We start from the raw sequence: 21,703 nt of genomic DNA on the forward strand, positions 1-21,703 counted from the left end.
GCCCAGGTTCCAGGCGGACGCCCCCACCCGGGCGGCCGCCTGGACCTCTTCCGGGCCCGACACGAAATGTGTCGCTTAGGGTGGCTATATGGACGCAGGCAGGGCGATCTTCGAAACCGTCGACAAGCTTCGCCAGCGGCGCACCGGCCCGCTGGTCCTGGAGCTCGATCTCACCGAGGGCCTCACGGAAGGACCGCCGTCCGACCCGGTCGCCGCGGTGTTGTCCATGCGCAAGACCCGTCTGTCGGACGTGCTGTCCGGCCTCCGGCGGGCCGGCCGGGACTCCAGGGTCAAGGCGCTGGTGGTCAAGCTCGGCGGCAACCCCATGGGCCTGGCCATGGTCCAGGAGCTGCGCGAGGCCGTCACCCGCTTCCGCGCCTCCGGCAAGCTGACCGTGGCCTACGCCGAGACGTTCGGGGAGTTCAGCGGCGGCACGGTGCCCTACTACCTGGCCACCGCGTTCGAGCGGGTCTACCTCCAGCCCAGCGGCGACGTCGGGCTCACGGGGGTGGCGATGGAGCAGCGTTTCCTCAAGGGCACGCTGACCAAGCTGGGCGTGGCGGTCGAGGCCGGGCAGCGGCACGAGTACAAGACCGCGGTCAACACCTTCACCCAGGACCACATGACCGAGCCCCACCGCGAGTCGATGACCCGCATCGTGGAGTCGGTCGCCGAGCAGCTCGTTCAAGGCATCGCCGAGGGCCGCAGGCTCGACCCCGCCAAGGTGCGCGAACTGATCGACCGCGGCCCCTTCACCGCCTCCGAGGCGCAGGCGACCGGCCTGGTGGACGCCCTCGCCTACCGCGACGAGGTGTACGACGAGGTCAGACGGGCCACGGGCGGCGAGGCCCACCTGCTGTTCGTCTCCCGGTACGCCAGGAGCGCGGCGGTGCGGAAGCTGCCGCACCCCATGGCCGACGGCATCGCGCTCGTGCACGGCAGCGGGCAGATCAGGAGCGGCCGCAGCGGACGCAGCCCGCTCGGCGGGGGCGGCGCGATGGGCTCCGACACGATCAGCGCGGCGCTGCGCGCGGCCCGCCGGGACGAGCACGTCAAGGCCGTGGTCTTCCGCGTGGACAGCCCGGGCGGCTCGTACGTGGCCTCCGACACGGTGTGGCGGGAGGTGACGCTGACCCGCCGGGTGAAGCCGGTGATCGTCTCCATGGGCGACCTGGCCGCGTCCGGCGGATACTTCGTGTCCATGGGCGCCGACGTGATCGTGGCCCAGCCCGGCACCCTGACCGGCTCGATCGGCGTTTATGGCGGCAAGCCCGTCATGACTGACTTGCTCCAAAAAATCGGGATAAATACTGAACTGGTCGCCGACGGGGTCAACGCCGGCATGTTCTCCACCGCCCGCGGCTTCTCCCCCGAGCAGTGGGACCGGGTGAACGGGTGGCTCGACCGCATCTACGACGACTTCGTGGGCAAGGTCGCCGAGAGCCGCGGCCTGACCCGCGAGCGCGCCCATGAGCTGGCCAGAGGCCGGGTCTGGACCGGCGCGGACGCCCACGCCAACGGCCTGGTGGACGAGCTGGGCGGCCTTGAGCACGCCCTCGGCCTGGCCCGCGAGCGCGCCGGGCTCGCCGACGACGCCCCCGTGCGCGCCTACCCCAGGATCAACCCGCTGGAGCGGCTGCGGGGCCCGGAGTCCAGCGAGGACAAGTCCGCCGCCCTGGCCAGGATGCGGCTCGACGCCTGGGGGCCGCTGGCCCGCCTGTCGGCCGAGCTGGGCCTGCCCGCCGCCGGTCCGCTCTCTTTGCCCGGTTGGTACGTCATCAGATAATTCGATCTTGCATGCTCCCGTGATCCACGGGGATCGGAGGAGTACGGCCCACCACGCGGGCGGCGCGCCGAAGGTGACCTTCCTGGACCGCCGGTCGGGCAAGGAGAGCGAGGTCGAGCTGCCCGTGCCGGAGGACCCCGAGCAGGCGGGCCAGTACCTGCAGACGCTCTGGCCCACCTGGTCGCCGGACGGCCGCCGCCTGCTGCTCAACGTGTTCGAGCCGGGCGGCGAGCCGCGTTCGGCGGGGATCGTGCTGATCGACGTGCCCTCGCTGGAGGCCCGGTTCGTCCGGATCGAGAAGGCGCTCATCACCGTGGGCGGCTTCCAGTGGACGCACGACGGCAAGGGCGTGGTCGTGCGCTGGGGCAAGAACCACTCCTCCGCGGTCCGCCGCTACGACCTCACCGGCGCCGTCACCCGGATCGAGCTGGCCTTCAGCCCGGTGTGGGGCCCGACGCTCGGCTGGTACGCCGAGCGGCACCTGCTCGCCCCGGTCAAGGGCTGAAGAAGGCCGCGGCCCGCTCCAGGGCGCCGGTGTCGCGCAGGATGTCGCCGGGGCGGTTGGCATAGCCGATGAGCGCGCCGCCCCACGACCCGAAGTACTCCGCCGACAGGCGCAGCGTGCCGATCAGCGGATCAGCCACCGACTCGTCCTCCTCGCTGATCGTGGTGACCGCCCAGACGGTCTTGCCCGCCATGCGGGCCTTGAAGTCGTAGCCGGGGACGCGCATCCAGGCCGACCAGTGGTCGAGGTAGAGCTTGGTGGTGGCCGAGACGCTGTACCAGTAGAGCGGGGAGACGATCACCAGGTCGGTGGCGTCGAGCGTGGCCTCGGCGAGCAGCTTCTCCGCGCCCTCGGGGACGGGGTAGACGCCGTCGCCGCTGTGGCGGATGTCCCGGAAGGGCGGCAGCGGGTGGTCGTCGAGGTGCAGCCAGCGTTGCCCGACGTCCGGCGGCAGCGCGGCGGCGGCATGCCTGGCCAGGGTCTCGGTGTTGCCGTCACGGCGGTTGCCGCCCAGGAGGAAGAGGTAACTGCGCATTCAGCATCCCATCGGCCGGTAGCGGGCGCGCAGCCGTACCAGCGGCTGGAGCCCGGGGGTGACATAGGGGACGGCGAGCACCTGGGCGACGAAGAGCGTGTGGTCGCCGGCCGGGACGACCTGCGTCGTCTCGGCCTCCAGGGCCGCCACACCGCCCTCGACCACCAGCGCCTCGGTCTGCGCCCCCCGGTGGTGGGGGGTGCCCGCCAGCAGGAGGCGGGCGCTGGGACGGCCGGCGGTGGCGAAGCGGCTGGCGATCGCGGCCTGGCCGGAGGACAGCAGCGAGGCCGCCCACCGGTCCTGCCGGAGCAGCACCTCGCAGAGGTAGCCGCGGGAGGCCAGGCTGATCAGCACGAGCGGCGGCTCTGCCGAGACCGACATCAGCGCCGACACGGTCACGCCCAGGTCGTCACGCCCGTCCCGGACGGTGATCACCGCGACGCCCGCGGCCAGTTGCGCCATCGCCTCCGTGAACTCGCTCACAGCGGAGACCTCCGGCCGGAGGCCCCCGCCGCGGGCGTCAGGCGAGGCCGTTGGAGGTCAGCCATTCCTTGGCCACCGTGGCGGGCTCGTCCTTGTTGACGGAGATCTTCTGCATCATGTCGAGCAGGGACTGGGTGCTCAGCTTGGCCGAGATGCCGTTGAGCGTGGTGCGGATCGTGTCGTTCGCGCCGGACTTGAACAGCAGCGGCGTGACGTTCTGGGCGGGGAAGATGTTCTTGGTGTCCTGGAGCGGCACCAGGTTGTTGGCCAGCATCTTGGGGTCCGTGGTGAACACGTTGCCGACCTGGATCGAGCCGTCCTTCAGGGCGTCGGCCGTGGCCGGGCCCTTCGGCTCCCACTGCTTGAACTCCAGCCCGTAGACCTCCTTGAAGCGCGCCTCCCACCGCTTCTTGAACTCGGGCGGGCCGCCGACGACCATGTTCTTGGAGACCTTGGCCAGGTCCTCGATGGTGTTCAGCGACTGCTTGGTCTGGGTGTCCTTGGTGACCGAGAGGCTGTCCTTGTCCTCGGCCGGGGAGGAGTCGAGCACTTCGAGCTCGGCCGGGAGCTTCTCCTTCAGCGCCGCGTTGACCTCGTCGGTCGTCGAGGCGGTGTTCTTCAGGTCGACGAAGGCCAGCAGGTTGCCGTTGTACTCCGGAACGATGGTCAGGCCCCCGTTCTTGACCTGGTCGTAGACGGCCTCGCGGCTGCCGATGCGCGGCTTCTCCTCGACCTGCACACCCTTGGCCTCAAGGGCCTGGGCGTAGATCGACGCGAGCAGCACGCTCTCGTCGAAGTCGAAGGAGCCGATGACGGCCTTGCCCCCGGCCGCCGCGGCCGACCCGCTGGGCGCCGCGCTCGTGGTGTCGAGCGGGTTGCCCCCACCGCCGCTCCCGCCACCGCAGGCGGCCAGCGCCAGCGTCGCCGACACGAGCACCGCCGCGGTGCCGATCATGCGTCTCATCTGTGAATTTCCCTTCTAAAGCGGCAGGTAATACCGGAGACTATCGAACCTTCAGTCTCTGGCTCACCCCCGGCGAAACGGTCACCCTCTGGATGAGGGCGAACACGATCTGCACGACAAGCGCGAACAGCACAATCAGTACTGAACCCCCCACAACGCTCGCATAATCCTTCGTCGCGAAACCGTCGATCACGAACCGGCCGAGCCCGCCGAGCCCCGTGTACGCCGCGACCGTCGTGGTGGAGACCACCTGGATCGCCGACAGCCTGAGCCCGAGCAGGATCAGCGGCAGCGCCACCGGGACCAGCACCCGGCCGAGCACCTGCCCGCCGCGCAGCCCCATCCCGTACGCCGCGTCGCGCAGCTCCGGATCGACGCCCTTGATCCCCTCGTAGGTGTTGACCAGGATCGGCGGCACCGACAGCAGCACCAGCGGGATGATCACCGGCCAGATCGAGGACGTGCCGAGCAGCAGCACGAACAGCACCAGCAGGCCGAGCGTCGGCAGTGCCCTGGCCAGGTTCGCCGAGATGACGACCACGACCTCGCCCCTGCCGGTGTGGCCGATGGCCAGCCCCAGCGGCACCGCGATCAGCATCGCCAGCACCAGCGCCAGGGCCGAGAACTCCAGGTGCTCCAGCAGCCGCGCCGGGATGCCGTCGGGGCCGGCCCAGTTCGCCCCGGTGCCGAAGAAGTCGGCCAGCCAGCCGAAGAACGAGCCCAACCAGCTCACGACGTCCCCTTCCGCGCGCGCACCCAGGGGGTGAGCAGGCGCTGGGCCAGGACCAGCAGGCCGTCGGCGACCAGCGCCAGCGCGACGATCAGCACGATGCCGGTCACCACCGGCGGCATGAACGGGTTCTGGTAGGCCCGGGTGAACAGCCCGCCGAGCCCGCCCTGACCGATCAGCGCACCCACGCTGACCAGGCTGATGCTGGAGACCGCGACCACGCGCAGCCCGGCCAGCACCACCGGCGTGGCGATGGGCAGCTCGACCTGCAGCAGGCGGCGCATGGGCGTGAACCCCATCGCGACGGCCGACTGGCGCACGTGGTCGGGCACCGAGTTCAGCCCGTCGACCACGGCCGGGATGAGCACGGCCATGCCGTAGAAGGTCAGCGGGATGATCACGGTGGTCTGCGACAGCCCGGTCACCGAGATCAGCAGCATGAACACCGGCAGCGACGGCAGCGCGTAGACGACGTTCATCAGGCCCGAGGTGGGCTGGTAGAGCCAGCGCCAGCGCACGCAGGCCAGCCCGAGCGGCAACGCCAGCACCAGCGCGGCCACGATCGGCACCACGGACATGGTCAGGTGGTCGGTCAGCAGGTTCCTGATGCTGTCGGCGCGGCCGGTGTCCCAGTTGCGCGCGATCCACTCCCAGATGCTGGGCGGACCCTCACGCATCGGCGGCCTCCGCCAGCGCCTCGTCCAGGGCCTCCCTGGTGGCCACGCCGACGACCCTGCCGTCCTCGTCCACGGCGACCGAGCAGCCGGAGGGCGACAGCAGCGCCGCGTCCAGGGCCGAGCGCATCGAGTCGCGGCCGAGCACGAACGTCCCGTACGGCTCCAGCTCCCCGGGCCGCGACCCGGCGAACCAGCCCACGGGCCGGTCGTCGTCGGTCACGACCAGCAGCCACGGCTCGTCACTGGCCGCCCGTTCGCGCACGGTCAGGTCGGTACGCAGCCGCAGCCCCTTCGTGGAGATGAACTGCAGCCGCCGGATCCCCCGGTCGTGGCCCAGGAACTCGCGGACGAAGTCGTCGGCCGGCTCCGACAGCAGCGTCTTGGGGTCGGCGAGCTGGGCCAGCCGCCCGCCCACGCGCAGCACGGCCACCCGGTCGCCGAGCTTGATCGCCTCGTCGATGTCGTGGGTGACGAACACGATGGTCTTGTTCAGCTCCGCCTGCAGCCGCAGCAGCTCGTCCTGGAGGCTGGTGCGGACGATCGGGTCGACCGCGCTGAACGGCTCGTCCATGAGCAGCACGGGCGGGTCGGCGGCCAGCGCCCTGGCCACGCCCACGCGCTGCTGCTGCCCGCCGGAGAGCTGGAAGGGATAGCGGCCGGCGAAGACCGGGTCGAGGCCGACGCGTTCGAGCAGCTCCATCGCCCGCGCGCGGGCCTTGTTCTTGTCCCAGCCCAGCAGGTACGGGACCGTCGCGATGTTGTCGACGATCTTCCGGTGCGGGAAGAGGCCGGCCTGCTGGATGACGTACCCGATGCCGCGGCGCAGCGTGGGCGGGTCGATGCCGCTCACGGGCACCCCGTCGAGGAGGATCTGTCCCTCGGAAGCGTCGATCATGCGATTGATCATCCGGAGGGACGTCGTCTTCCCGCAGCCCGAAGGGCCCACCAGCACGGTGATCTCGCCGGTGGGCGCCTCAAGGGAGAGGGCGTCCACGGCGGTGGTGCCGTCTGGATAGCGTTTGGTGACAGCGTCGAATGTGATCACGCGTGACCTCTCGCTCGATGGCAGGGCCGCGGCCCCCCTGCCACGACCGCCGCATGATCTCGGTGGCCCACAAGACTACGGCGACCCTCACCCCTGTGTCCCCACGGGGGACGGCTTAAACGTTTCACTGACCAGGGAGATTTACCGGAATTTCCGATCAAGTGGTGCGCCGGGCCTGGGTGAGTTGGCATGATTACCTCCACAAACTCCAGACGCGTACCCCTCACCTCAGCGTCCGCACATTTAGCAAGAGGATCGGCCCCGTGTCCCAGCCGCTCACCGGTCAGCGCCCCCGCACAGAACTGATCGCAGAGCTCTACGACCGCCATGCCGCCGGGCTGTTCGCGTACTGCGCCGACCAGCTCGGCGATCCGGGCACCGCGTCCGACGTCCTGGCGTCCGTGTTGTCCGGCGTCCCCGACGTCGCCCCGCCCCGTGCCGCCCTGTACGCCTACGCCCGCCGCCAGATCCGCCGGCGGGACGTCGTCTATGCCCCGCCCGTCGTGGACCCGCTCATCGACCCGGCCTCGGCGCTGGTCGAGCGCGTGCTGCGCGAGCTTCGCCCGCAGCAGCGCGAGGTGCTGGTGCTGTGCGCGGTGTGCGGGCTGAGCCGGGCCGAGCTGGCCTGGGTGCTCGACGTCGCCCCCGACACCGCCGACGAGCTCGCCTTCGGGGCGGGCCACCGGTTCCGCGAGGTCCTGGACATGGCCCTGACCGCGCTGGCCGGCGGGCGGGCGCCGACGCCGGTCGCCGACGTGTACGGCGCGCTCGCGGTCGCGCCGCTGCGGGACGTCCTGGGACGTCTGCCCTGGCCGGAGCCGCCCGCGATCCTGCGGGTGCACTTCGCCGGATCGGTGCCGGCCGAGCCGGGGCCGCTGTTCGTCAAGCCGCTCTGGCCCGCGCCGCCGCAGTGGCCGCTGCCGCTCGCCGAGGCCGACCCGGCGACCAGCACCGGGATCTTCCCGGCGGACCTGCTCACGCCGCCGCCCGCCGGACGGCCGTCCGTGCACGAGGCGACGACCGCGCCGATGCCCAAGCTGCGCGACCCGCTCGGGGCGCTGGACTCGATGGGCCCGCTGCGGGACCCGGCCGCGCGGGCGGCGGCCGTACGGCCGTTCCTGCCCAAGCCCCCGCAGCCCGCGCAGGACCCGCAGCCGCTGCCCGAGTCCGTACGGCCGTTCAGCACGGGTGACTTCACCGCGCCGCCCGCCGCTCCGGCCGAGGGCCGGTTGGCGGGGGCAGCCGTTCCCCCGCCCGGGGAGCGGCCCTTCTTCCTGGCCGCGCCCATCCCCGCGGACGTGCTGGACGACGAGCCCATCACCCAGGAGATGCCCGCGATCAGGGACGTCCCGGCGCATCAGGAGCCGGCCCGCGATGCCCGGCGTCCCCTGGCGGCCGAGCAGCCGGTCAAGGAGGCGGCGCCGCTGTTCACCCCCAGGTCCAGGGCCACCGCCGAACCGGTCTACCGCATGCCCGCCCCCGAGCCACCCCACGCCCCGGCCCTGTCCGACCCGGCCCCGGCCGCCTCCGCCCTGTCCGCCTCCGCCCTGTCCGACCCGACTGTGTCCGAGCCGGCCGTGTCCGATGCGGCGCCGTCCGGGCGCAGCCGCGCGGCGGACTTCGCCGTCGAGCTCGCCCGCGAGCTGGAAGCCGACCGTGCGCGCTATCCGGATCCCGCGCGCGACCTCCAGGGCCCGTCCCGCCGCAAGCCCGGCGCCGAACCGGCCCGCTCGCCGGGGAGAGGCGGCGCCAAGCCCGGCGCCCGCAAGCAGCCGGCGGGCAAGAAGAAGGCCGCGGCCAGGAAGAAGGCGCTCAAGCGGCGCCGGGAGCGGCACTACGACTGGGCCTGGGAGTTGATCGGGTTCCTGATCTGCGTGGCCATCGCGATGATCGTGTTCTTCTCCGTGCCGATGTTCATGGGCCCGTGAGCGCCTACATGGTGTTGACGATCAGCCCGATGTGGGTGAAGTAGTTCAGCGCGCCGAACAGCAGGAACGCCGCCCCGGCGATCCCCCAGCACACCCCGGTCACGGTCGTGACCGGGCCGCCCCTGGCCCGCAGCGCGAACGGGAACAGCACCGCGCCCACCCCGACGAGCACGTACAGGCCGGAGATGAAGGTGGCCTCCAGCAGCGGCAGACCGGCGAAGGCCCCCGAGATCGGCTCCTGCGGCGGCGCGGCGAACAGCGTGTACGTCCACCCCGCCGCCGCGATGCCGAAGCAGGCCAGCCCCATGCCGAAGACGAACAGCGAGATCGGCCCGGCCGTGCGCGCCACGAGCTTGCGCCGGTCGGGCGCCACGGTGATCAGGCCCCAGCGTTTCCACAGGTAGAGTGCGGCGGCCAGCAGCAGCACGCCGAACGCCAGCGAGGGCTCCCCGAAGATGATGTTGTCGAACGGGAATCCCTGCCCGGCCAGCGGCCAGGTGAGCGTCATGTGCAGCCCGGTGACCGCCAGAACGGCCCCGACCGCGCCGAACGCCAGCGCCCAGCCGTCCACGTGCTCCAGCGGGTCGCCCCTGAGCAGCCGGCGACCGAAGGAGACCACGAGCAGCAACCCGACGCCGGCGGCGACCGCCATGATCGTGTTGTAGGTGGGCATCCTGGCCCAGTCGATCTTCAACTCCGGCTGTGCCAGGATCCCCCAGAATCCACTCATACAGGGATGATTACCCTGTGTGTCGTTTACTAACTGATCGTCACGACGCCGACAGGATCAGCCCGCTCGTCGGCACGCCGGTCCCCGCCGTGACCAGGACGTTCCGTGCCCCGGCCACCTGGTTGGCGGCCGTCCCCCTGATCTGCCGGACGGCCTCGGCGATGCCGTTCATGCCGTGGATGTACGCCTCGCCCAGCTGGCCGCCGTGCGGGTTGACGGGCAGGCGGCCGTCCAGCTCGATGCCGCCGTCCCGCAGATAGCCGGGGGCCTCGCCGCGTCCGCAGAAGCCCAGCTCCTCAAGCTGGGCCAGGACGAACGGGGTGAAGTGGTCGTACAGGATGGCCGTCTGGATGTCCGCCGGGGACAGCCCGGACATCTTCCACAGTTGCCGGCCGACGACGGACATCTCCGGAAGGCCGCTCATGTCGTCCCGGTAGTAGCTCGTCATCATCATCTGGCCCGCGCCCGCCCCCTGCGCCGCGGCCGTGATCACCGCGGGCGACCTGCGCAGGTCCTGGGCTCGTTCGGCGGACGTCACGACCAGGGCCACCGCGCCGTCGCTCTCCTGGCAGCAGTCGAGCAGGTGCAGCGGCTCCACGATCCACCGGGACGCCTGGTGCTCCGCCAGCGTGATCGGCCGCCCGTGGAACCAGGCGGCCGGGTTGGTGGCGGCGTGCCGGCGCATGGCCACCGCCACCCGCCCGAAGTCCTCCGACGTCGCCCCGAACTCGTGCATGTACCGCCGCGCGAACATGGCGACCCACGCGGCCGGGGTCATCAGCCCGTACGGCACGTGCCAGCTCATCTCCAGGCCCTGGGAGGTGGGCTCCCCGGTCAGCCGGGCGTTCGGCTGGCCGAAGCGGCGGCCCGAGCGCTCGTTGAAGGCCCGGTAGCAGACCACCGTCCTGGCCATGCCGGTGGCCACGGCCATCGCCGCGTGCGCGACCGTGCCGCAGGCCGCGCCGCCGCCGTACTCGACGCGGGAGAAGAAGGTCAGGTCGCCGACGCCGGTCTCCCGGGCGACGGCGATCTCCTGGTTGGCGTCCTGGGTGTAGGTGACCATGCCGTCCACGTCGGACGGCGGCACCCCGGCGTCGTCCAGGGCGGCGAGCACGGCCTCGGCCGCCAGCCGCAGCTCCGACCGGCCGGAGTCCTTGCTGAACTCGGTGGCCCCGATGCCCGCGATCGCGGCCCGCCCGCCCGGCATCACGCGCTCCCGGGCAGGACGAAGGTGACGGTGCCGGTGGCGTGGTCGCCCAGGCTCACCCTGCCGCGCACCTGCGCGGTGTACCGGTCGCCGTCGCGCTCGACGATCACGCCGCTGAAGCTCAGCCGGTCCCCCGCGTACGCCGGGACGCCCAGTTTGACGTTGATGCTGGTGATGACCGCCTCCGGGCCCGTCCAGTCGGTGACGTAACGTTCCACCAGGCCCATGGTGGTGAGGATGTTGAGGAAGATGTCCTTCGAGCCCTGGGCGCGGGCCTTGGCGGTGTCGTGGTGCACGGGGGTGAAGTCCCTGGTGGCCAGGGCGGTGGCGATCACCGTCGTGGGCGTCAGGTCCACCTCCAGCTCGGGCAGGGCCGTTCCGGCGGCGGGGGTCACGGCTCCTCCGGCGTCCACATCGGCAGGACGAGCTCGTCGTCCATCGACCGGTACGTCACCCGCAGGGCCATCCCGACCTCCACCTTCTCGACCGGGCAGTCCACGACGTTGCCCACGATCCGTACTCCTTCCGGCAGTTCCACCACGCCCACCACGAACGGGACCTCGCGCCCCGGCACCGGCGGATGGTGGTGGACGACGTAGCTGTAGAGGGTGCCGCGGCCGCTCACCACGACGTGCGACCGGTTCCCCGAGCGGCAGTTCGGGCACATCGGACCGGGCGGATGGCGCAGCTCCCCGCAGTCCGCGCAGCTCTGGACGCGCAGCTCGCCGTGCCGCGCCCCCTCCCAGAAGAACGCGGTGTCCGCGTTGACCGCCGGCCGCAGCGGGTACGGCTCCCGCGCGCGCGGGGCGGGCGCCTTCGGGCGGAACTTCAGCACCCGGAAGAGCATCTCGGCGACCGGCTGGTCGTCGTCGCCGTACCAGGTGACGTTCCAGGTGGCGAAGTAGCCCTCGCCCAGTGCGGTCCGCTTCGGCCCGGCCAGCGACGTGAAGCGGGTGGCGGGGGTCAGCAGCTCGCCGATCCTGGCGTACCGGTGGTAGGTCTGCTCGCAGTTGGTCGCGACGACCCCGGTGAAGCCCGCGGCGTCGAGCGCGGCCAGCAGGTCGTCCACCGGCGAGCGGTCCTTGGCCTGCGAGCCCGGCCCCTGCATGGTCCAGACCTGGGCCATCGCGGGCGGCGCCACGCCTTCCTCCAGGTAGCGCGGGTTGGCGTCGCCCATGGCCGCCAGCCAGTGGCGGATCATGGGCGCGTTCACCGGGTCGGCGGCCGGGGCGCCGCGCAGCTCCCCCATCGCCATCTGCTTGCCGGCCAGCTCGTGCAGCTCCGCGTCGGTCATCGCGGTGGTCATCGCGTCAGTTGTCGTGCCGGACGTCGCGGCGGTCGTGTCGGTCATCGCGGCGGCCTCGGCAGGTTCAGGCCGAGCATCGCGATCAGCTCGCGCTGCACCTCGTTGACCCCGCCGCCGAACGTCAGCACCACCGCGCCCTTGACGCCGTGGTCCATGCGCTCGGCCAGCTCGGCCGTCTCCGGGTCGGAGGGGTCGCCGTATCGGGACATGACGTCGCAGACCAGCCGGCCGATCTCCTGCATGCGCTCGGACCCGTAGATCTTGGTGGCCGACGCGTCGGGCGCGCCCAGCCAGCCGAGGTCCATGTTCGCCGCCACCTGCCAGTTGAGCAGCTCGTTCGTACGGAAGGCAGCCCACACCCGGGCGAGGGCGCGGCGTACGTCCGGATTGTCGGTCAGCCCGGCGTGCCTGGCCCAGGCGAGGAAGCGGTCGTAGGTCTGGCCGAGGTTGCCGGCCGGGCCGAGGGTGACACGTTCGTGGTTGAGCTGGTTGACGATCAGGTCCCAGCCTCGGTCCACCTCGCCCACCACCATGTCCACCGGGACGCGCACGTCGGAGTAGTAGGTGGAGTTCGTGTGGTGGCGGCCGTCCATGGTGACGATCGGCGTCCAGGAGAAGCCGGGGTCGTCGGTGGCGGCGATCATCATCGTGATGCCCTTGTGCTTCTTGGCCTCGGGGTTCGTCCGGGCGGCCAGCCAGATGTACTGGGCGTAGTGCGCGCCGCTGGTGAAGATCTTCTGGCCGTTGACGACGTAGTGGTCGCCGTCCAGCACCGCCGTGGTGCGCAGGGAGGCCAGGTCGGTGCCGGCCTCGGGCTCGCTGTAGCCGATCGCGAAGTGGCACTCGCCGGCCAGGATGCGCGGCAGGAACCGGTCCTTCTGCTCCTGGGTGCCGTACTGCATCAGCGTCGGGCCCACCGTCTGCACGGTGATGATCGGGTACGGCACCCCGGCGCGGGCGATCTCGTTGGCGAAGATCTGCTGCTCCAGGGGGCCGTAGCCGCCCCCGCCGTACTCCTTGGGCCAGCCCAGCCCGAGCTTGCCGTCGCGGCCGAGCCGGCGGCAGTGCTCCATGTACGCCTCGCCGAACGGGTCGTCGGCGATCTTCGCGCGGTCCTCGGCGGTCAGGCAGCCGCGGAAGTACTCGCGCAGCTCGTCGCGGAGCGCGCGCTGCTCCCGGGTCAGGTCGATCAGCATCAGACGAGGGCTCCGATCAGGTCGAGCTGGGCGTCGGCGCCGCCGAGCAGGTGGGACAGGTGCTTGGCCTGCGCGAAGTGGCGGTGCAGCGGGTAGGTGACGTCGAGCCCTAGGCCGCCGTGCAGGTGCTGGCAGGTGTAGAGCGCCTTGACGGCCTCGCAGACGTGGAACGCGGCCAGCGCCACGTCCTCGTCGGCGGGCAGGCCCTCGGCCAGCCGCCAGGCCGCCGACCACATGGCCACGTCGAGGGCCCGTCCGGCGATGTAGACGTCGGCGATCTGCATGGTCACGGCCTGGAACTCGGCCAGCGCCCGGCCGAACTGCCGTCTCGTCCTGATGTAGGCGGTGGTCAGGTCGAGCGCCCCGGCCAGGACGCCGCTCGCCTGCGCGGCGACGGCCACGGTGAACAGGCGTCCGGCGTCGGCGGCCGCCTCGGGCCCGGCCACCGCCTCGGCGGGCGTGCCGTCCAGCAGGATCGTGGCGGCCGGCTCGCCGGTCGAGGCGAACTCGGGGCTCGCGGGCGGCGACGCCACCAGGAACAGCCCCTCGTCCGCGGTGACCAGGACGTCGTCCGCCGGGTAGGGCACCGCGACCTTGCGCCCGGTCAGCGACCAGCCGTCGCCCTCGCGGCGGGCGGCCGTCGTCGGCGGATCGGCCGGGGCCCGGCCGGGCTCGCGCCGGGCCAGGGTGCCGCGCGTGACGCGCCGTCGCTGGTCGGGGCTGCCGTGCCGGGCCAGGGCCAGCGTGCTCACCAGGACGGGCAACGCCGGTACGGCCACCGCCCGCGCACCCACCTCGCGCAGCACGACGGCCATCTCGACGGGGCCGAGCCCGGCGCCGCCCGCCTCCTCGGACGCGCACACGCCCATGAGCCCGGCCTGCCACAGCCCGTCCTCGGCCGCCGGGCCGCCCTCTCCCTGCTTGGCCGCCGGGCCGCCCTCCCCTTGCTTGGCCAGCACTTCGGCGGTCAGCTTCTTCAGGTCCTGCTGGGTCTCGTCCAGGTTGAAATCCATCAGCTCTCCAAGAGGTGGTGCCTGCCGTGCTCGACGAACTCGTCCTCGATCGCCTTGACGTCCACGCCGGTCAGGGGGCGCAATCCGGACGGGGAGCGCCACCAGACGGGGTCGCCGGTCCGCCACGCCTCCTTGGCCAGGATCCGCTTGATGACCTTGTGGGAGGGGGTCTGCGGAAGTTCCGAACAAATCCGGATATAGCGGGGTAAGGACTTGGGGCCCAGGTCGGTGCGCCCGGCCAGGAACGCCGCGAACGCCTCCGCGTCGAAGGGGACGTCCATGACCAGCGCCGCCATCACCTGGTCGCCGGCCGCCGCGTCCGGCACCGGGTAGACGGCCGCCTCCACCACGCCGCCGAACTCCCGCAGGGCGGCCTCCACGGGGGCGACGGCCAGGTTCTCGCCGTCCACGCGCAGGCGTTCGGTGCCGCGTCCGGCGAAGAAGACGTGGCCGGCGGGGTCGGCGTAGGCCAGGTCGCCGGACCAGAACGCGCCGTTCCTGACGCGTTCGGCGTCCGCGTCCGGGTCGTTGTAGTAGCCCTCGAACAGGCCGGGACCGGCGGTGTTGACCAGCTCGCCGACGGCCTCGTCCGGGTTGAGCAGGCGGCCGCCCTCGATGCGGGCGGGCGGGCACGGGCGTCCGGTGGCGGGGTCGAGGATCTGCACGCCCGCGCCCAGCCGGCCCAGGCTGCCGGGCGGGGCGCCGGGGTCGGGGCTGAAGGAGATGGCCGTCTCGGTGGAGCCGAAGGCGTCGATCACCCGGCAGCCGAACCGCTCGCCGAACCGCCTGGTCGCTACCGCGCTGCCCTCGTTGCCGAAGGCGATCCTGAGGGGGTTGTCGGCGTCGTCCGGGCGTTCGGGGGTGGCCAGGACGTAGGAGAGCGCCTTGCCGACGTAGTGCAGGTAGGTGCAGCCGTGCCGCCGCACGTCCGGCAGCAGGCCGGAGGCCGAGAACCGCCTGCGCACGGCCAGCGCCGCCCCCGAGGCCACGGCCGGGGCGTAGGCGGCCATCAGGGCGCCGGAGTGGAACAGCGGCATCGAGCAGTAGACGACGTCCTCGGGCGTGAGCAGCGCGGCCAGGCTCAGCCCCGGCAGTGCCAGCTTGCGCTGCGTGATCCGGACGGCCCTGGGCCGGCCCGAGGTCCCCGACGTGAAGATCAGCATCACCAGGTCGCCAGGAGCCGCCTCACCGGCCCGCCCGCCGCCCTCCCCCAGGGACGACACCATGGACAGTGGCATGCTCTCCACCCCAAGCGCCTCGGCGACCGACGCGGCGAGGGGCGCGAAGGGGGCGTCCCAGAGCAGGAGGTCCACGTCGGTGGCGCGGGCGTCGCGGACCAGCTCGTCGGCCGGGCGCGTCGGGTTCAGCGCGACCAGCACGTGCCCGTCGAGCGCCGCCCCGCCGAGCACGAGAAGCAGCTCCGGGACGTTCTCCGCCAGCACGCCCACGTGCAGACCGGCGCCGCGCCCGCTCAGCCAGGCCCCCGCCGCCCGGCAGCGGGCGACGTGCTCGCGCCACGACCACACCGCGCCCTCGAACATCAGCCCAGGTCGGTCGTCCTGCGCCCGGTCGAGGAGCAGGGCCGCCAGCGTCTGCGCGATCATCGAGCCTCCAGCAAGCGCTAGGTAAGCCGAATGGCAAACTAGAACAGATTCTAATATCTGTCCAGTACCGGCCCTCCGCACAATGTTTCGACATAGTCCTGTAACGCCGTAGACATGCACCGATACGGCCTGTTTGTGACTCGCGAGTAACAAGCCGCGTTGCCGAGAAATCAGATAACGTGTTCTTATGCGTACCTCGCCCGGGTCATTCTCCGCGCCCCCCAGCGACACCGAGGGGGCCGCCGAGGGCCGCGCGGCGGCGGGCGGTCGCAGCGTCCGCACCCGCAGCCAGCACCAACGCCGCAAGCGCATCGTCCAGGCCGCCGCCGCGCTGGCCTCGCGCGGCGGCGTCGAGGCGATGCAGATGCGCACGGTCGCCGAGCGCGCCGGCGTGGCGCTGGGCACGCTCTACCGCTACTTCCCGTCCAAGATGGACCTGGTCGTGGCGGTCGTGGGCGAGGAGATCGACCTGCTGGAGAGCAGCATCGAGCGCCGGCCGCCCGGGGCGTCCACGCCGGCCAGCCGGGCCGTCGACGTGCTCATGCGGGCCACGCGGGGGCTGATGCGCGAGCCAGAGCTGGCCGACGCGCTGATCCGGTCGTTGATCATGGCCGAGGTCCAGACACCGTTCGGCGACCGCATGACGGGGCTGCTGCTGCGGGTGTCCGCCGACGGGCTGACCATCGACCAGGCCGGCGAGGAGCAGCTCGACCTCGCGGGCTCGCTGGCCAGCGTGTGGGTGCAGGAGCTGCTGGAGATGTTGCGCGGGCGGCGCACGTACGACCAGATCCAGCGGCGCATCGAGACCGCCGCGAACCGCCTCCTGGTCGACATCTAACCCCTTCCGGACATCTCCGTCATGCCCTAATCGGCTTTTTGTCGGTGGCGGAAGCTATACAGGGGGCATGAGCGACAAGCCGACGAGCGAAGACTTCCTCCGGCTGGCCGATCCGATGCGGCGCGAGCTGTTCGCACACTGCTACCGCATGCTGGGGTCGGTGCACGACGCCGAAGATCTCGTGCAGGAGACCTATCTGCGGGCCTGGCGGGGCTACGACGGGTTCGAGGGGCGGTCGTCGCTGCGCACGTGGCTCTACCGCATCGCCACCACCGCCTGCCTGACCGCGCTCGACAGCCGCACCCGGCGCCCCCTGCCGACCGGTCTCGGCGCCCCGAGCACCGAGGCGGCCGCGCCGCTGGTCGAGGACGGCGAGGTGCCCTGGCTGGAGCCGGTGCCCGACACGCTGGCCGGGGTCGAGGCGGCCGGCGACCCCGCCTCGATCGTGACCTCGCGCGAGAGCATCCGGCTCGCGCTCGTCGCCGCGCTGCAGCACCTGCCGCCCCGGCAGCGCGCCGTGCTGATCCTGCGCGACGTGCTCAGATGGCGGGCGGCCGAGGTCGCCGAGGCGGTCGGCCTGTCCACGGCGGCCGTCAACAGCATCCTGCAGCGGGCCCGCGCGCAGCTCAGCGAGGTCTCGCCGAGCCTCGACGACCAGGTCGAGCCGCTCTCCGCCGAGCAGCGCCACCTGCTCGACCGCTACGTCGCCGCCTTCGAGAACTACGACGTCGACGAGCTGGTCTCGCTGTTCACCAAAGACGCGATCTGGGAGATGCCCCCCTACGTGGGCTGGTACGAAGGCCCCGACGCGATCGGCGAGCTCGTCTCCACGCAGTGCCCCGCCAGCCGGCCGCACGACCTCAGGCTGCTCCCCGTGGCCGCCAACGGCCAGCCCGCGTTCGCCGTCTACTTCCGCGAGCACGACGTCTACCGCCGCTTCGCCATCATGGTGCTGGCGTTGCACGAAGAAGGCGTCAACCACGTCGCCATGTTCTTTGACCTGCGGCTTTTCGACACTTTCGGGCTGCGTGCCGAGTTCCCCGCCGGAAGCGAGGCTTCCACCAGAAAGTAGAACGCGTTACAGTCGCGGCCAGAGCAACGTTCTGGAGGCGACTGTGGGCACACCTGTGATCGTCGAGGCCGTTCGCACGCCCATCGGCAAGCGGGCGGGATGGTTGTCGGAGCTCAAGCCGCAGCAGGTGCTGGCCGCGGCGCTGAACGGCCTGGTCCAGCGCGCCGGCGTCGATCCGGCCACGATCGGCCAGATGTTCGCCGGGTGCGTCACGCAGGCCGGCGAGCAGGGGGGCCACGTCGGCCGCCACTCGTGGCTCTACGCCGGGCTCCCCTACCAGACGGGCGTCACCACGCTCGACGCCCAGTGCGGCTCCTCGCAGCAGGCCGTGCACCTGGCGGCGGCGATGATCAGGGCGGGCGTCATCGAGGCCGGCGTCGGATGCGGGGTCGAGATGATGAGCAGGGCGCCGCTCGGCAGCAACGTGCGCCCCGCGCGGCCGCGTCCCGACGACTGGAGCATCGACCTGCCCGACCAGTTCACCGCGGCCGAACGCATCGCCCGGCGGCGCGGGCTGACCAGGGAGCGGCTCGACTGGTTCGGCGCGCGGTCGCAGCGCCTGGCGGCCAAGGCGTGGGCCGACGGGCGGTTCGAGCGGGAGATCGTGCCCGTCGGATCCGTCCGCAGGGACCAGGGGTTACGCGAGACCACGGTCGAGAGCCTGGCCGGGCTCAAGCCGGTCGCCGAGGGCGCCCTGCACACCGCCGGCACGTCGTCGCAGATCTCCGACGGCGCGGCCGCCGTGCTGGTGATGAGCGAGCAGGAGGCCCGCCGGCAGGGGCTGCGGCCCAGGGCGCGCATCCTTGCGCAGGCGCTCGTCGGCGCCGAGCCCTACTATCATCTCGACGGTCCCGTGGAGGCGACCGCGAAGGTGCTGACGGCGGCCGGGATGACCATGGGCGACATCGACAGGTTCGAGGTGAACGAGGCGTTCGCGTCCGTGGTGCTCTCGTGGGCCGCGGTGCACGAGCCCGACCTCGACCGGGTCAACGTCAACGGCGGGGCCATCGCGCTCGGCCATCCCGTCGGGGCCACCGGCGCCCGGCTCATCACCACCGCCCTGCACGAGCTCGAACGCTCCGACACCACCACCGCGCTGGTCACCATGTGCGCGGGCGGCGCTCTGGCCACGGCGACGATCCTCGAACGCCTGACCTGATCCACCATTCACACGCACGCGCTCGATCGGGGGAACCGGTGGGGAAGACCAGGCGCAGGCCGTACTCGGAACAGCGGCCGCAGGAGCTCGGCGGCGGGGTGTGGAGCGTGCCGGTGCCCATCCCGGGCAACCCGCTCGGCTACACGCTGGTCTACGCCGTCGAGTCGCCGCGCGGGCCGGTGCTGGTGGACGCCGGGTGGAACCATCCCGACGCCTGGCAGGCGCTCAGCGGCGGCCTGGCCGCGCTCGGGCTCGACGTCGCGACCGTGAGCGGCGTGGTCGTCACCCACTTCCATCCCGACCACGCCGGGCTGGCCGGGCAGGTCAAGGAGGCGTCCGGGGCCTGGATCGCCATGCACGAGGAGGACGCCGCGCTGGTCCGGCTCATGCACCGGTTCGCCGCGGAGGAGCACGCGAGCTTCCAGTCCGACATGCTCAGGCGGGCCGGCGCCGACCCCGGCGAGGTGCGCGAGGCGATGGGCGCCCGGCCGACGCCGCCCGCGCTGCCCGACCGCGAGCTGCGCGACGGCGACCTGGTGGAGCTGCCCGGCCGCAAGCTGCGCGCCGTGCACACCCCCGGCCACACGCCGGGCCACATCTGCCTGCACCTGGAGGACGCCGACCGGCTGTTCACCGGCGACCACGTCCTTCCCGACATCACCCCGCACATCGGGATCTATCCCTACGACCGCGACGACATCGATCCGCTGGGCGACTTCCTGGACTCGCTCGACCGGGTCGGCGAGCTGGGCCCCCTGGACGCCCTGCCGGCACACGAGTGGATATTTCCCGATGTTGCCGCGCGCGCCGCCGAGATCCGCCACCATCACGAGGAGAAGCTGATCCGGTTGCGCACCCTCATGGCCGAGCGGTCGCGACCGCTGACCATCTGGGAGGTCGCCTCGATGATGACCTGGAACCGCCCCTGGGACGACCTGGCCCCCGTGCTGCGCAGCATGGCGGCCGGCGAGGCCGCGGCCCATCTGCGCACCCTGGAGACCCGTGGCCTGATCCGCCGCGTCCCGGACGTCGATCCCGTACGCTTCCAGGCTCTAGACTCCTAGACATCCGATGTCTAGGGAGAAGAGTGTGGCGGTCACCGACGCGGCCATCGACAAGATCAAGCAGATGATCCTCTCCGGGGAGCTGACCCCGGGCGACCGTCTGCCGAAGGAGGCCGACCTCGCCGAGCGACTCGGCCTGTCGCGCAACTCGCTGCGCGAGGCCGTGCGCGCGCTCGCCCTGATCAACGTCCTCGACGTGCGCCAGGGCGACGGCACGTACGTCACCAGCCTGGAGCCGCACCTGCTGCTCGACACCATGTCGTTCGTGCTCGACCTGCATCGCGACGACACGGTGATCCAGTTCTTCGAGGTGCGGCGCATCCTCGAACCGGCCGCGACCGCCCTCGCCACCGAGCTCATGCGCGACGAGGACATCGAGGAACTGCGGCGCATCCTCGACTCGCTGCCCGCGCAGCCGACAGTCGAGGAGCTGGTCGCCAACGACCTGGAGTTCCATCAGCGCATCGCGCGCGGGTCGGGCAACAGCGTGCTCTGCTCGTTCATCGAGAGCCTGTCAGGTCCGACCACTCGGGCCCGGGTGTGGCGGGGCCTCACCCAGGAGGGCGCGATGGAGAAGACCCGCGAGCAGCACACCGCGATCTACGAGGCCATCGCCGCCCGCCAGCCGGACGTGGCGCGGTCGTGGGCCACCGTGCACGTGGCGGGCGTGGAGGCGTGGCTGCGCAAGGCCCTCGACTGATCGGCGCCCGTTCCCCGGGTAGTAACCGTGTCGTGGCCGACAAACTGGAGCGATACCGCAGCAAACGCGACCCCAGCCGGACCCCCGAGCCCGTGCCCGCCACCCCTCCCGAGGACGGTGGCGGCGCCGCGTTCGTCATCCAGGAGCACCACGCCCGGTCCCTGCACTGGGACCTGCGGCTGGAACGCGACGGCGTGCTGGCCTCCTGGGCGGTCCCCAAGGGCCTGCCCGCCGACCCCGGCACCAACCACCTGGCGGTGCACACCGAGGACCATCCGATGGAGTACCTCACCTTCCACGGCGAGATCCCCAAGGGCGAGTACGGCGGCGGCACCATGACCGTCTGGGACACCGGCACGTACGAGACCGAGAAGTGGTCCGAGCGCGAGGTCAAGTTCGTCCTGCACGGCCGGCGGGCCTCCGGGCGGTTCGTGCTGTTCCGGACGCGGGGCAAGAACTGGATGATCCACCGCATGGACGCCCCCGTCCGCGACCCGTTCCCCGACGTGGAGCCCATGCTGCCCACCGAGCGCGCCCGGCCGCCCAGGGACGCCGCCGCCTACGCCTTCGAGTTCGCCTGGGGCGGACGCCGGCTCCTGGTCCCCGTCGACGGCGGGCGCACGACGGCCGCCCGCGAGCATCCGTGGCTGCGCCCGCTGGCCGAGTCGTTCGGCAGCCGGACGGCGGTGCTGGACGGCGAGGTGGTCACGCTGGCCGGGACCGAGCTCCTGGTCGTCCAGGACCTGCTGTACGACGAGGGCCGCTCCCTGGTGGACGAGCCGTTCGCCGACCGGCGGGCCGCCCTGGAGTCGCTCGGGCTGGCCGGCCCCCGCTGGCAGACCGCGCCCTCGTGGCCCGGCGAGGCAGGCGCGGTCCGGCAGGCGGCGCGCGAGCAGGGCCTGCCCGGCGTGGTGGCCAAACGCCTGGACTCCCGCTACGAGTCCGGCACGTCCGCGTTCTGGCTGTTCATCCCCTCCTGAGGCCGCAAGCCCGCAAAGCACAGCGCGGAGCGGTACTTGGACGCGGTAGACGTGCCGGATCGCCTGCTGTGATGGCCCCTCATCCAGACATGAGGGGATCCATGCAGAACACCCGGCAGTCCGCCGGCGCCGGAGGCAAGCCGCCGGCCCGGGACTCGACCGGCCCGCGCGGCCAGGTCCC

22 protein-coding genes are annotated in these 21,703 nt (G+C 72.0%); 9 read left to right on the forward strand and 13 right to left on the reverse strand.

Features of this window, described 5'->3' with window-relative positions:
- Window positions 1–88 precede the first annotated feature (88 nt).
- Entirely contained in the window at window positions 89–1,786 is a 1,698-nt protein-coding gene (gene sppA, locus AB0J46_RS13580) for a signal peptide peptidase SppA (protein ID WP_364330636.1), read from the forward strand.
- A 19-nt stretch (window positions 1,787–1,805) separates the two neighbouring features.
- Complete coding sequence (locus AB0J46_RS13585; protein WP_364330639.1) at window positions 1,806–2,291, forward strand: hypothetical protein; 486 nt, start codon at window positions 1,806–1,808, stop codon at window positions 2,289–2,291.
- Here the strand turns inward: AB0J46_RS13585 and AB0J46_RS13590 are convergent.
- Genes AB0J46_RS13590 through AB0J46_RS13615 form a run of 6 tightly spaced genes read right to left on the reverse strand, consistent with a single transcriptional unit; the run spans window position 2,281 to window position 6,725 of the window.
- Window positions 2,281–2,826, reverse strand: coding sequence for an NAD(P)H-dependent oxidoreductase (locus tag AB0J46_RS13590; RefSeq protein ID WP_364330642.1), 546 nt, complete (start codon window positions 2,824–2,826; stop codon window positions 2,281–2,283). The genes AB0J46_RS13585 and AB0J46_RS13590 overlap by 11 nt on opposite strands.
- Entirely contained in the window at window positions 2,827–3,309 is a 483-nt protein-coding gene (locus AB0J46_RS13595) for a flavin reductase family protein (protein WP_364330645.1), read from the reverse strand.
- A 37-nt stretch (window positions 3,310–3,346) separates the two neighbouring features.
- Entirely contained in the window at window positions 3,347–4,273 is a 927-nt protein-coding gene (locus tag AB0J46_RS13600) for an ABC transporter substrate-binding protein (protein WP_357973381.1), read from the reverse strand.
- 40 nt (window positions 4,274–4,313) lie between these two features.
- Window positions 4,314–5,006 carry an ABC transporter permease subunit gene (locus AB0J46_RS13605; protein ID WP_352352265.1) on the reverse strand — a complete coding sequence of 231 codons (693 nt, stop codon included), beginning with the start codon at window positions 5,004–5,006 and terminating at the stop codon, window positions 4,314–4,316.
- On the reverse strand, window positions 5,003–5,680 hold the full coding sequence (locus AB0J46_RS13610) for an ABC transporter permease (RefSeq protein ID WP_364330649.1): 678 nt from the start codon (window positions 5,678–5,680) through the stop codon (window positions 5,003–5,005). The genes AB0J46_RS13605 and AB0J46_RS13610 overlap by 4 nt, the downstream gene beginning before the upstream one ends.
- Window positions 5,673–6,725, reverse strand: coding sequence for an ABC transporter ATP-binding protein (locus AB0J46_RS13615; protein WP_364330652.1), 1,053 nt, complete (start codon window positions 6,723–6,725; stop codon window positions 5,673–5,675). The genes AB0J46_RS13610 and AB0J46_RS13615 overlap by 8 nt, the downstream gene beginning before the upstream one ends.
- 263 nt (window positions 6,726–6,988) lie before the next feature.
- Between AB0J46_RS13615 and AB0J46_RS13620 the strand changes: the two genes are divergently transcribed.
- Entirely contained in the window at window positions 6,989–8,653 is a 1,665-nt protein-coding gene (locus tag AB0J46_RS13620) for a sigma factor-like helix-turn-helix DNA-binding protein (RefSeq protein ID WP_364330655.1), read from the forward strand.
- A 4-nt stretch (window positions 8,654–8,657) separates the two neighbouring features.
- On the opposite strand, the gene AB0J46_RS13625 is transcribed toward AB0J46_RS13620, so the two are convergent.
- The 7 genes from AB0J46_RS13625 to AB0J46_RS13655 are packed head-to-tail and all read right to left on the reverse strand — an operon-like array spanning window position 8,658 to window position 15,709.
- The gene (locus AB0J46_RS13625) at window positions 8,658–9,383 is read right to left on the reverse strand and encodes a DUF981 family protein (protein WP_364330658.1); all 726 of its coding nucleotides are present in this window, start codon (window positions 9,381–9,383) and stop codon (window positions 8,658–8,660) included.
- Between the two features lie 40 nt (window positions 9,384–9,423).
- Window positions 9,424–10,590 carry a lipid-transfer protein gene (locus tag AB0J46_RS13630; RefSeq protein WP_364330661.1) on the reverse strand — a complete coding sequence of 389 codons (1,167 nt, stop codon included), beginning with the start codon at window positions 10,588–10,590 and terminating at the stop codon, window positions 9,424–9,426.
- A complete protein-coding gene (locus AB0J46_RS13635) occupies window positions 10,590–10,985 on the reverse strand; it encodes a MaoC/PaaZ C-terminal domain-containing protein (RefSeq protein WP_358288785.1) in 396 nt (131 codons plus the stop codon). The genes AB0J46_RS13630 and AB0J46_RS13635 overlap by 1 nt, the downstream gene beginning before the upstream one ends.
- Window positions 10,982–11,941: a bifunctional MaoC family dehydratase N-terminal/OB-fold nucleic acid binding domain-containing protein gene (locus tag AB0J46_RS13640; protein ID WP_364330665.1), complete on the reverse strand. Its 960-nt coding sequence runs from the start codon at window positions 11,939–11,941 to the stop codon at window positions 10,982–10,984. The genes AB0J46_RS13635 and AB0J46_RS13640 overlap by 4 nt, the downstream gene beginning before the upstream one ends.
- On the reverse strand, window positions 11,938–13,092 hold the full coding sequence (locus AB0J46_RS13645) for an acyl-CoA dehydrogenase family protein (protein WP_364330668.1): 1,155 nt from the start codon (window positions 13,090–13,092) through the stop codon (window positions 11,938–11,940). Before AB0J46_RS13645 ends, AB0J46_RS13640 begins: the two co-directional genes overlap by 4 nt.
- A complete protein-coding gene (locus tag AB0J46_RS13650; RefSeq protein WP_364330671.1) occupies window positions 13,092–14,105 on the reverse strand; it encodes an acyl-CoA dehydrogenase family protein in 1,014 nt (337 codons plus the stop codon). The genes AB0J46_RS13645 and AB0J46_RS13650 overlap by 1 nt, the downstream gene beginning before the upstream one ends.
- Window positions 14,105–15,709 (reverse strand): AMP-binding protein, encoded by a 1,605-nt coding sequence (locus AB0J46_RS13655; protein WP_364330674.1) that lies wholly within the window; start codon window positions 15,707–15,709, stop codon window positions 14,105–14,107. Before AB0J46_RS13655 ends, AB0J46_RS13650 begins: the two co-directional genes overlap by 1 nt.
- A 187-nt stretch (window positions 15,710–15,896) precedes the next feature.
- On the opposite strand from AB0J46_RS13655, the gene AB0J46_RS13660 reads away from it, so the two are divergent.
- The 6 genes from AB0J46_RS13660 to AB0J46_RS13685 all read left to right on the forward strand — a co-directional run bounded on the left by AB0J46_RS13660 (window position 15,897) and on the right by AB0J46_RS13685 (window position 21,522).
- On the forward strand, window positions 15,897–16,547 hold the full coding sequence (locus AB0J46_RS13660; RefSeq protein WP_364330677.1) for a TetR family transcriptional regulator: 651 nt from the start codon (window positions 15,897–15,899) through the stop codon (window positions 16,545–16,547).
- A 67-nt stretch (window positions 16,548–16,614) separates the two neighbouring features.
- Window positions 16,615–17,619 (forward strand): sigma-70 family RNA polymerase sigma factor, encoded by a 1,005-nt coding sequence (locus tag AB0J46_RS13665; RefSeq protein ID WP_364330680.1) that lies wholly within the window; start codon window positions 16,615–16,617, stop codon window positions 17,617–17,619.
- Window positions 17,620–17,662: 43 nt separating this feature from the next.
- Complete coding sequence (locus AB0J46_RS13670; protein WP_364330683.1) at window positions 17,663–18,778, forward strand: steroid 3-ketoacyl-CoA thiolase; 1,116 nt, start codon at window positions 17,663–17,665, stop codon at window positions 18,776–18,778.
- A gap of 38 nt (window positions 18,779–18,816) precedes the next feature.
- A complete protein-coding gene (locus tag AB0J46_RS13675; RefSeq protein WP_364330686.1) occupies window positions 18,817–19,842 on the forward strand; it encodes an MBL fold metallo-hydrolase in 1,026 nt (341 codons plus the stop codon).
- A 25-nt stretch (window positions 19,843–19,867) separates the two neighbouring features.
- A complete protein-coding gene (locus AB0J46_RS13680) occupies window positions 19,868–20,542 on the forward strand; it encodes a FadR/GntR family transcriptional regulator (protein WP_352322012.1) in 675 nt (224 codons plus the stop codon).
- A gap of 32 nt (window positions 20,543–20,574) precedes the next feature.
- Window positions 20,575–21,522 carry a DNA polymerase ligase N-terminal domain-containing protein gene (locus tag AB0J46_RS13685; protein ID WP_364330690.1) on the forward strand — a complete coding sequence of 316 codons (948 nt, stop codon included), beginning with the start codon at window positions 20,575–20,577 and terminating at the stop codon, window positions 21,520–21,522.
- Window positions 21,523–21,703 lie beyond the last annotated feature (181 nt).

The organism is Nonomuraea sp. NPDC049758 (assembly GCF_040674635.1).
Classification (GTDB): domain Bacteria; phylum Actinomycetota; class Actinomycetes; order Streptosporangiales; family Streptosporangiaceae; genus Nonomuraea.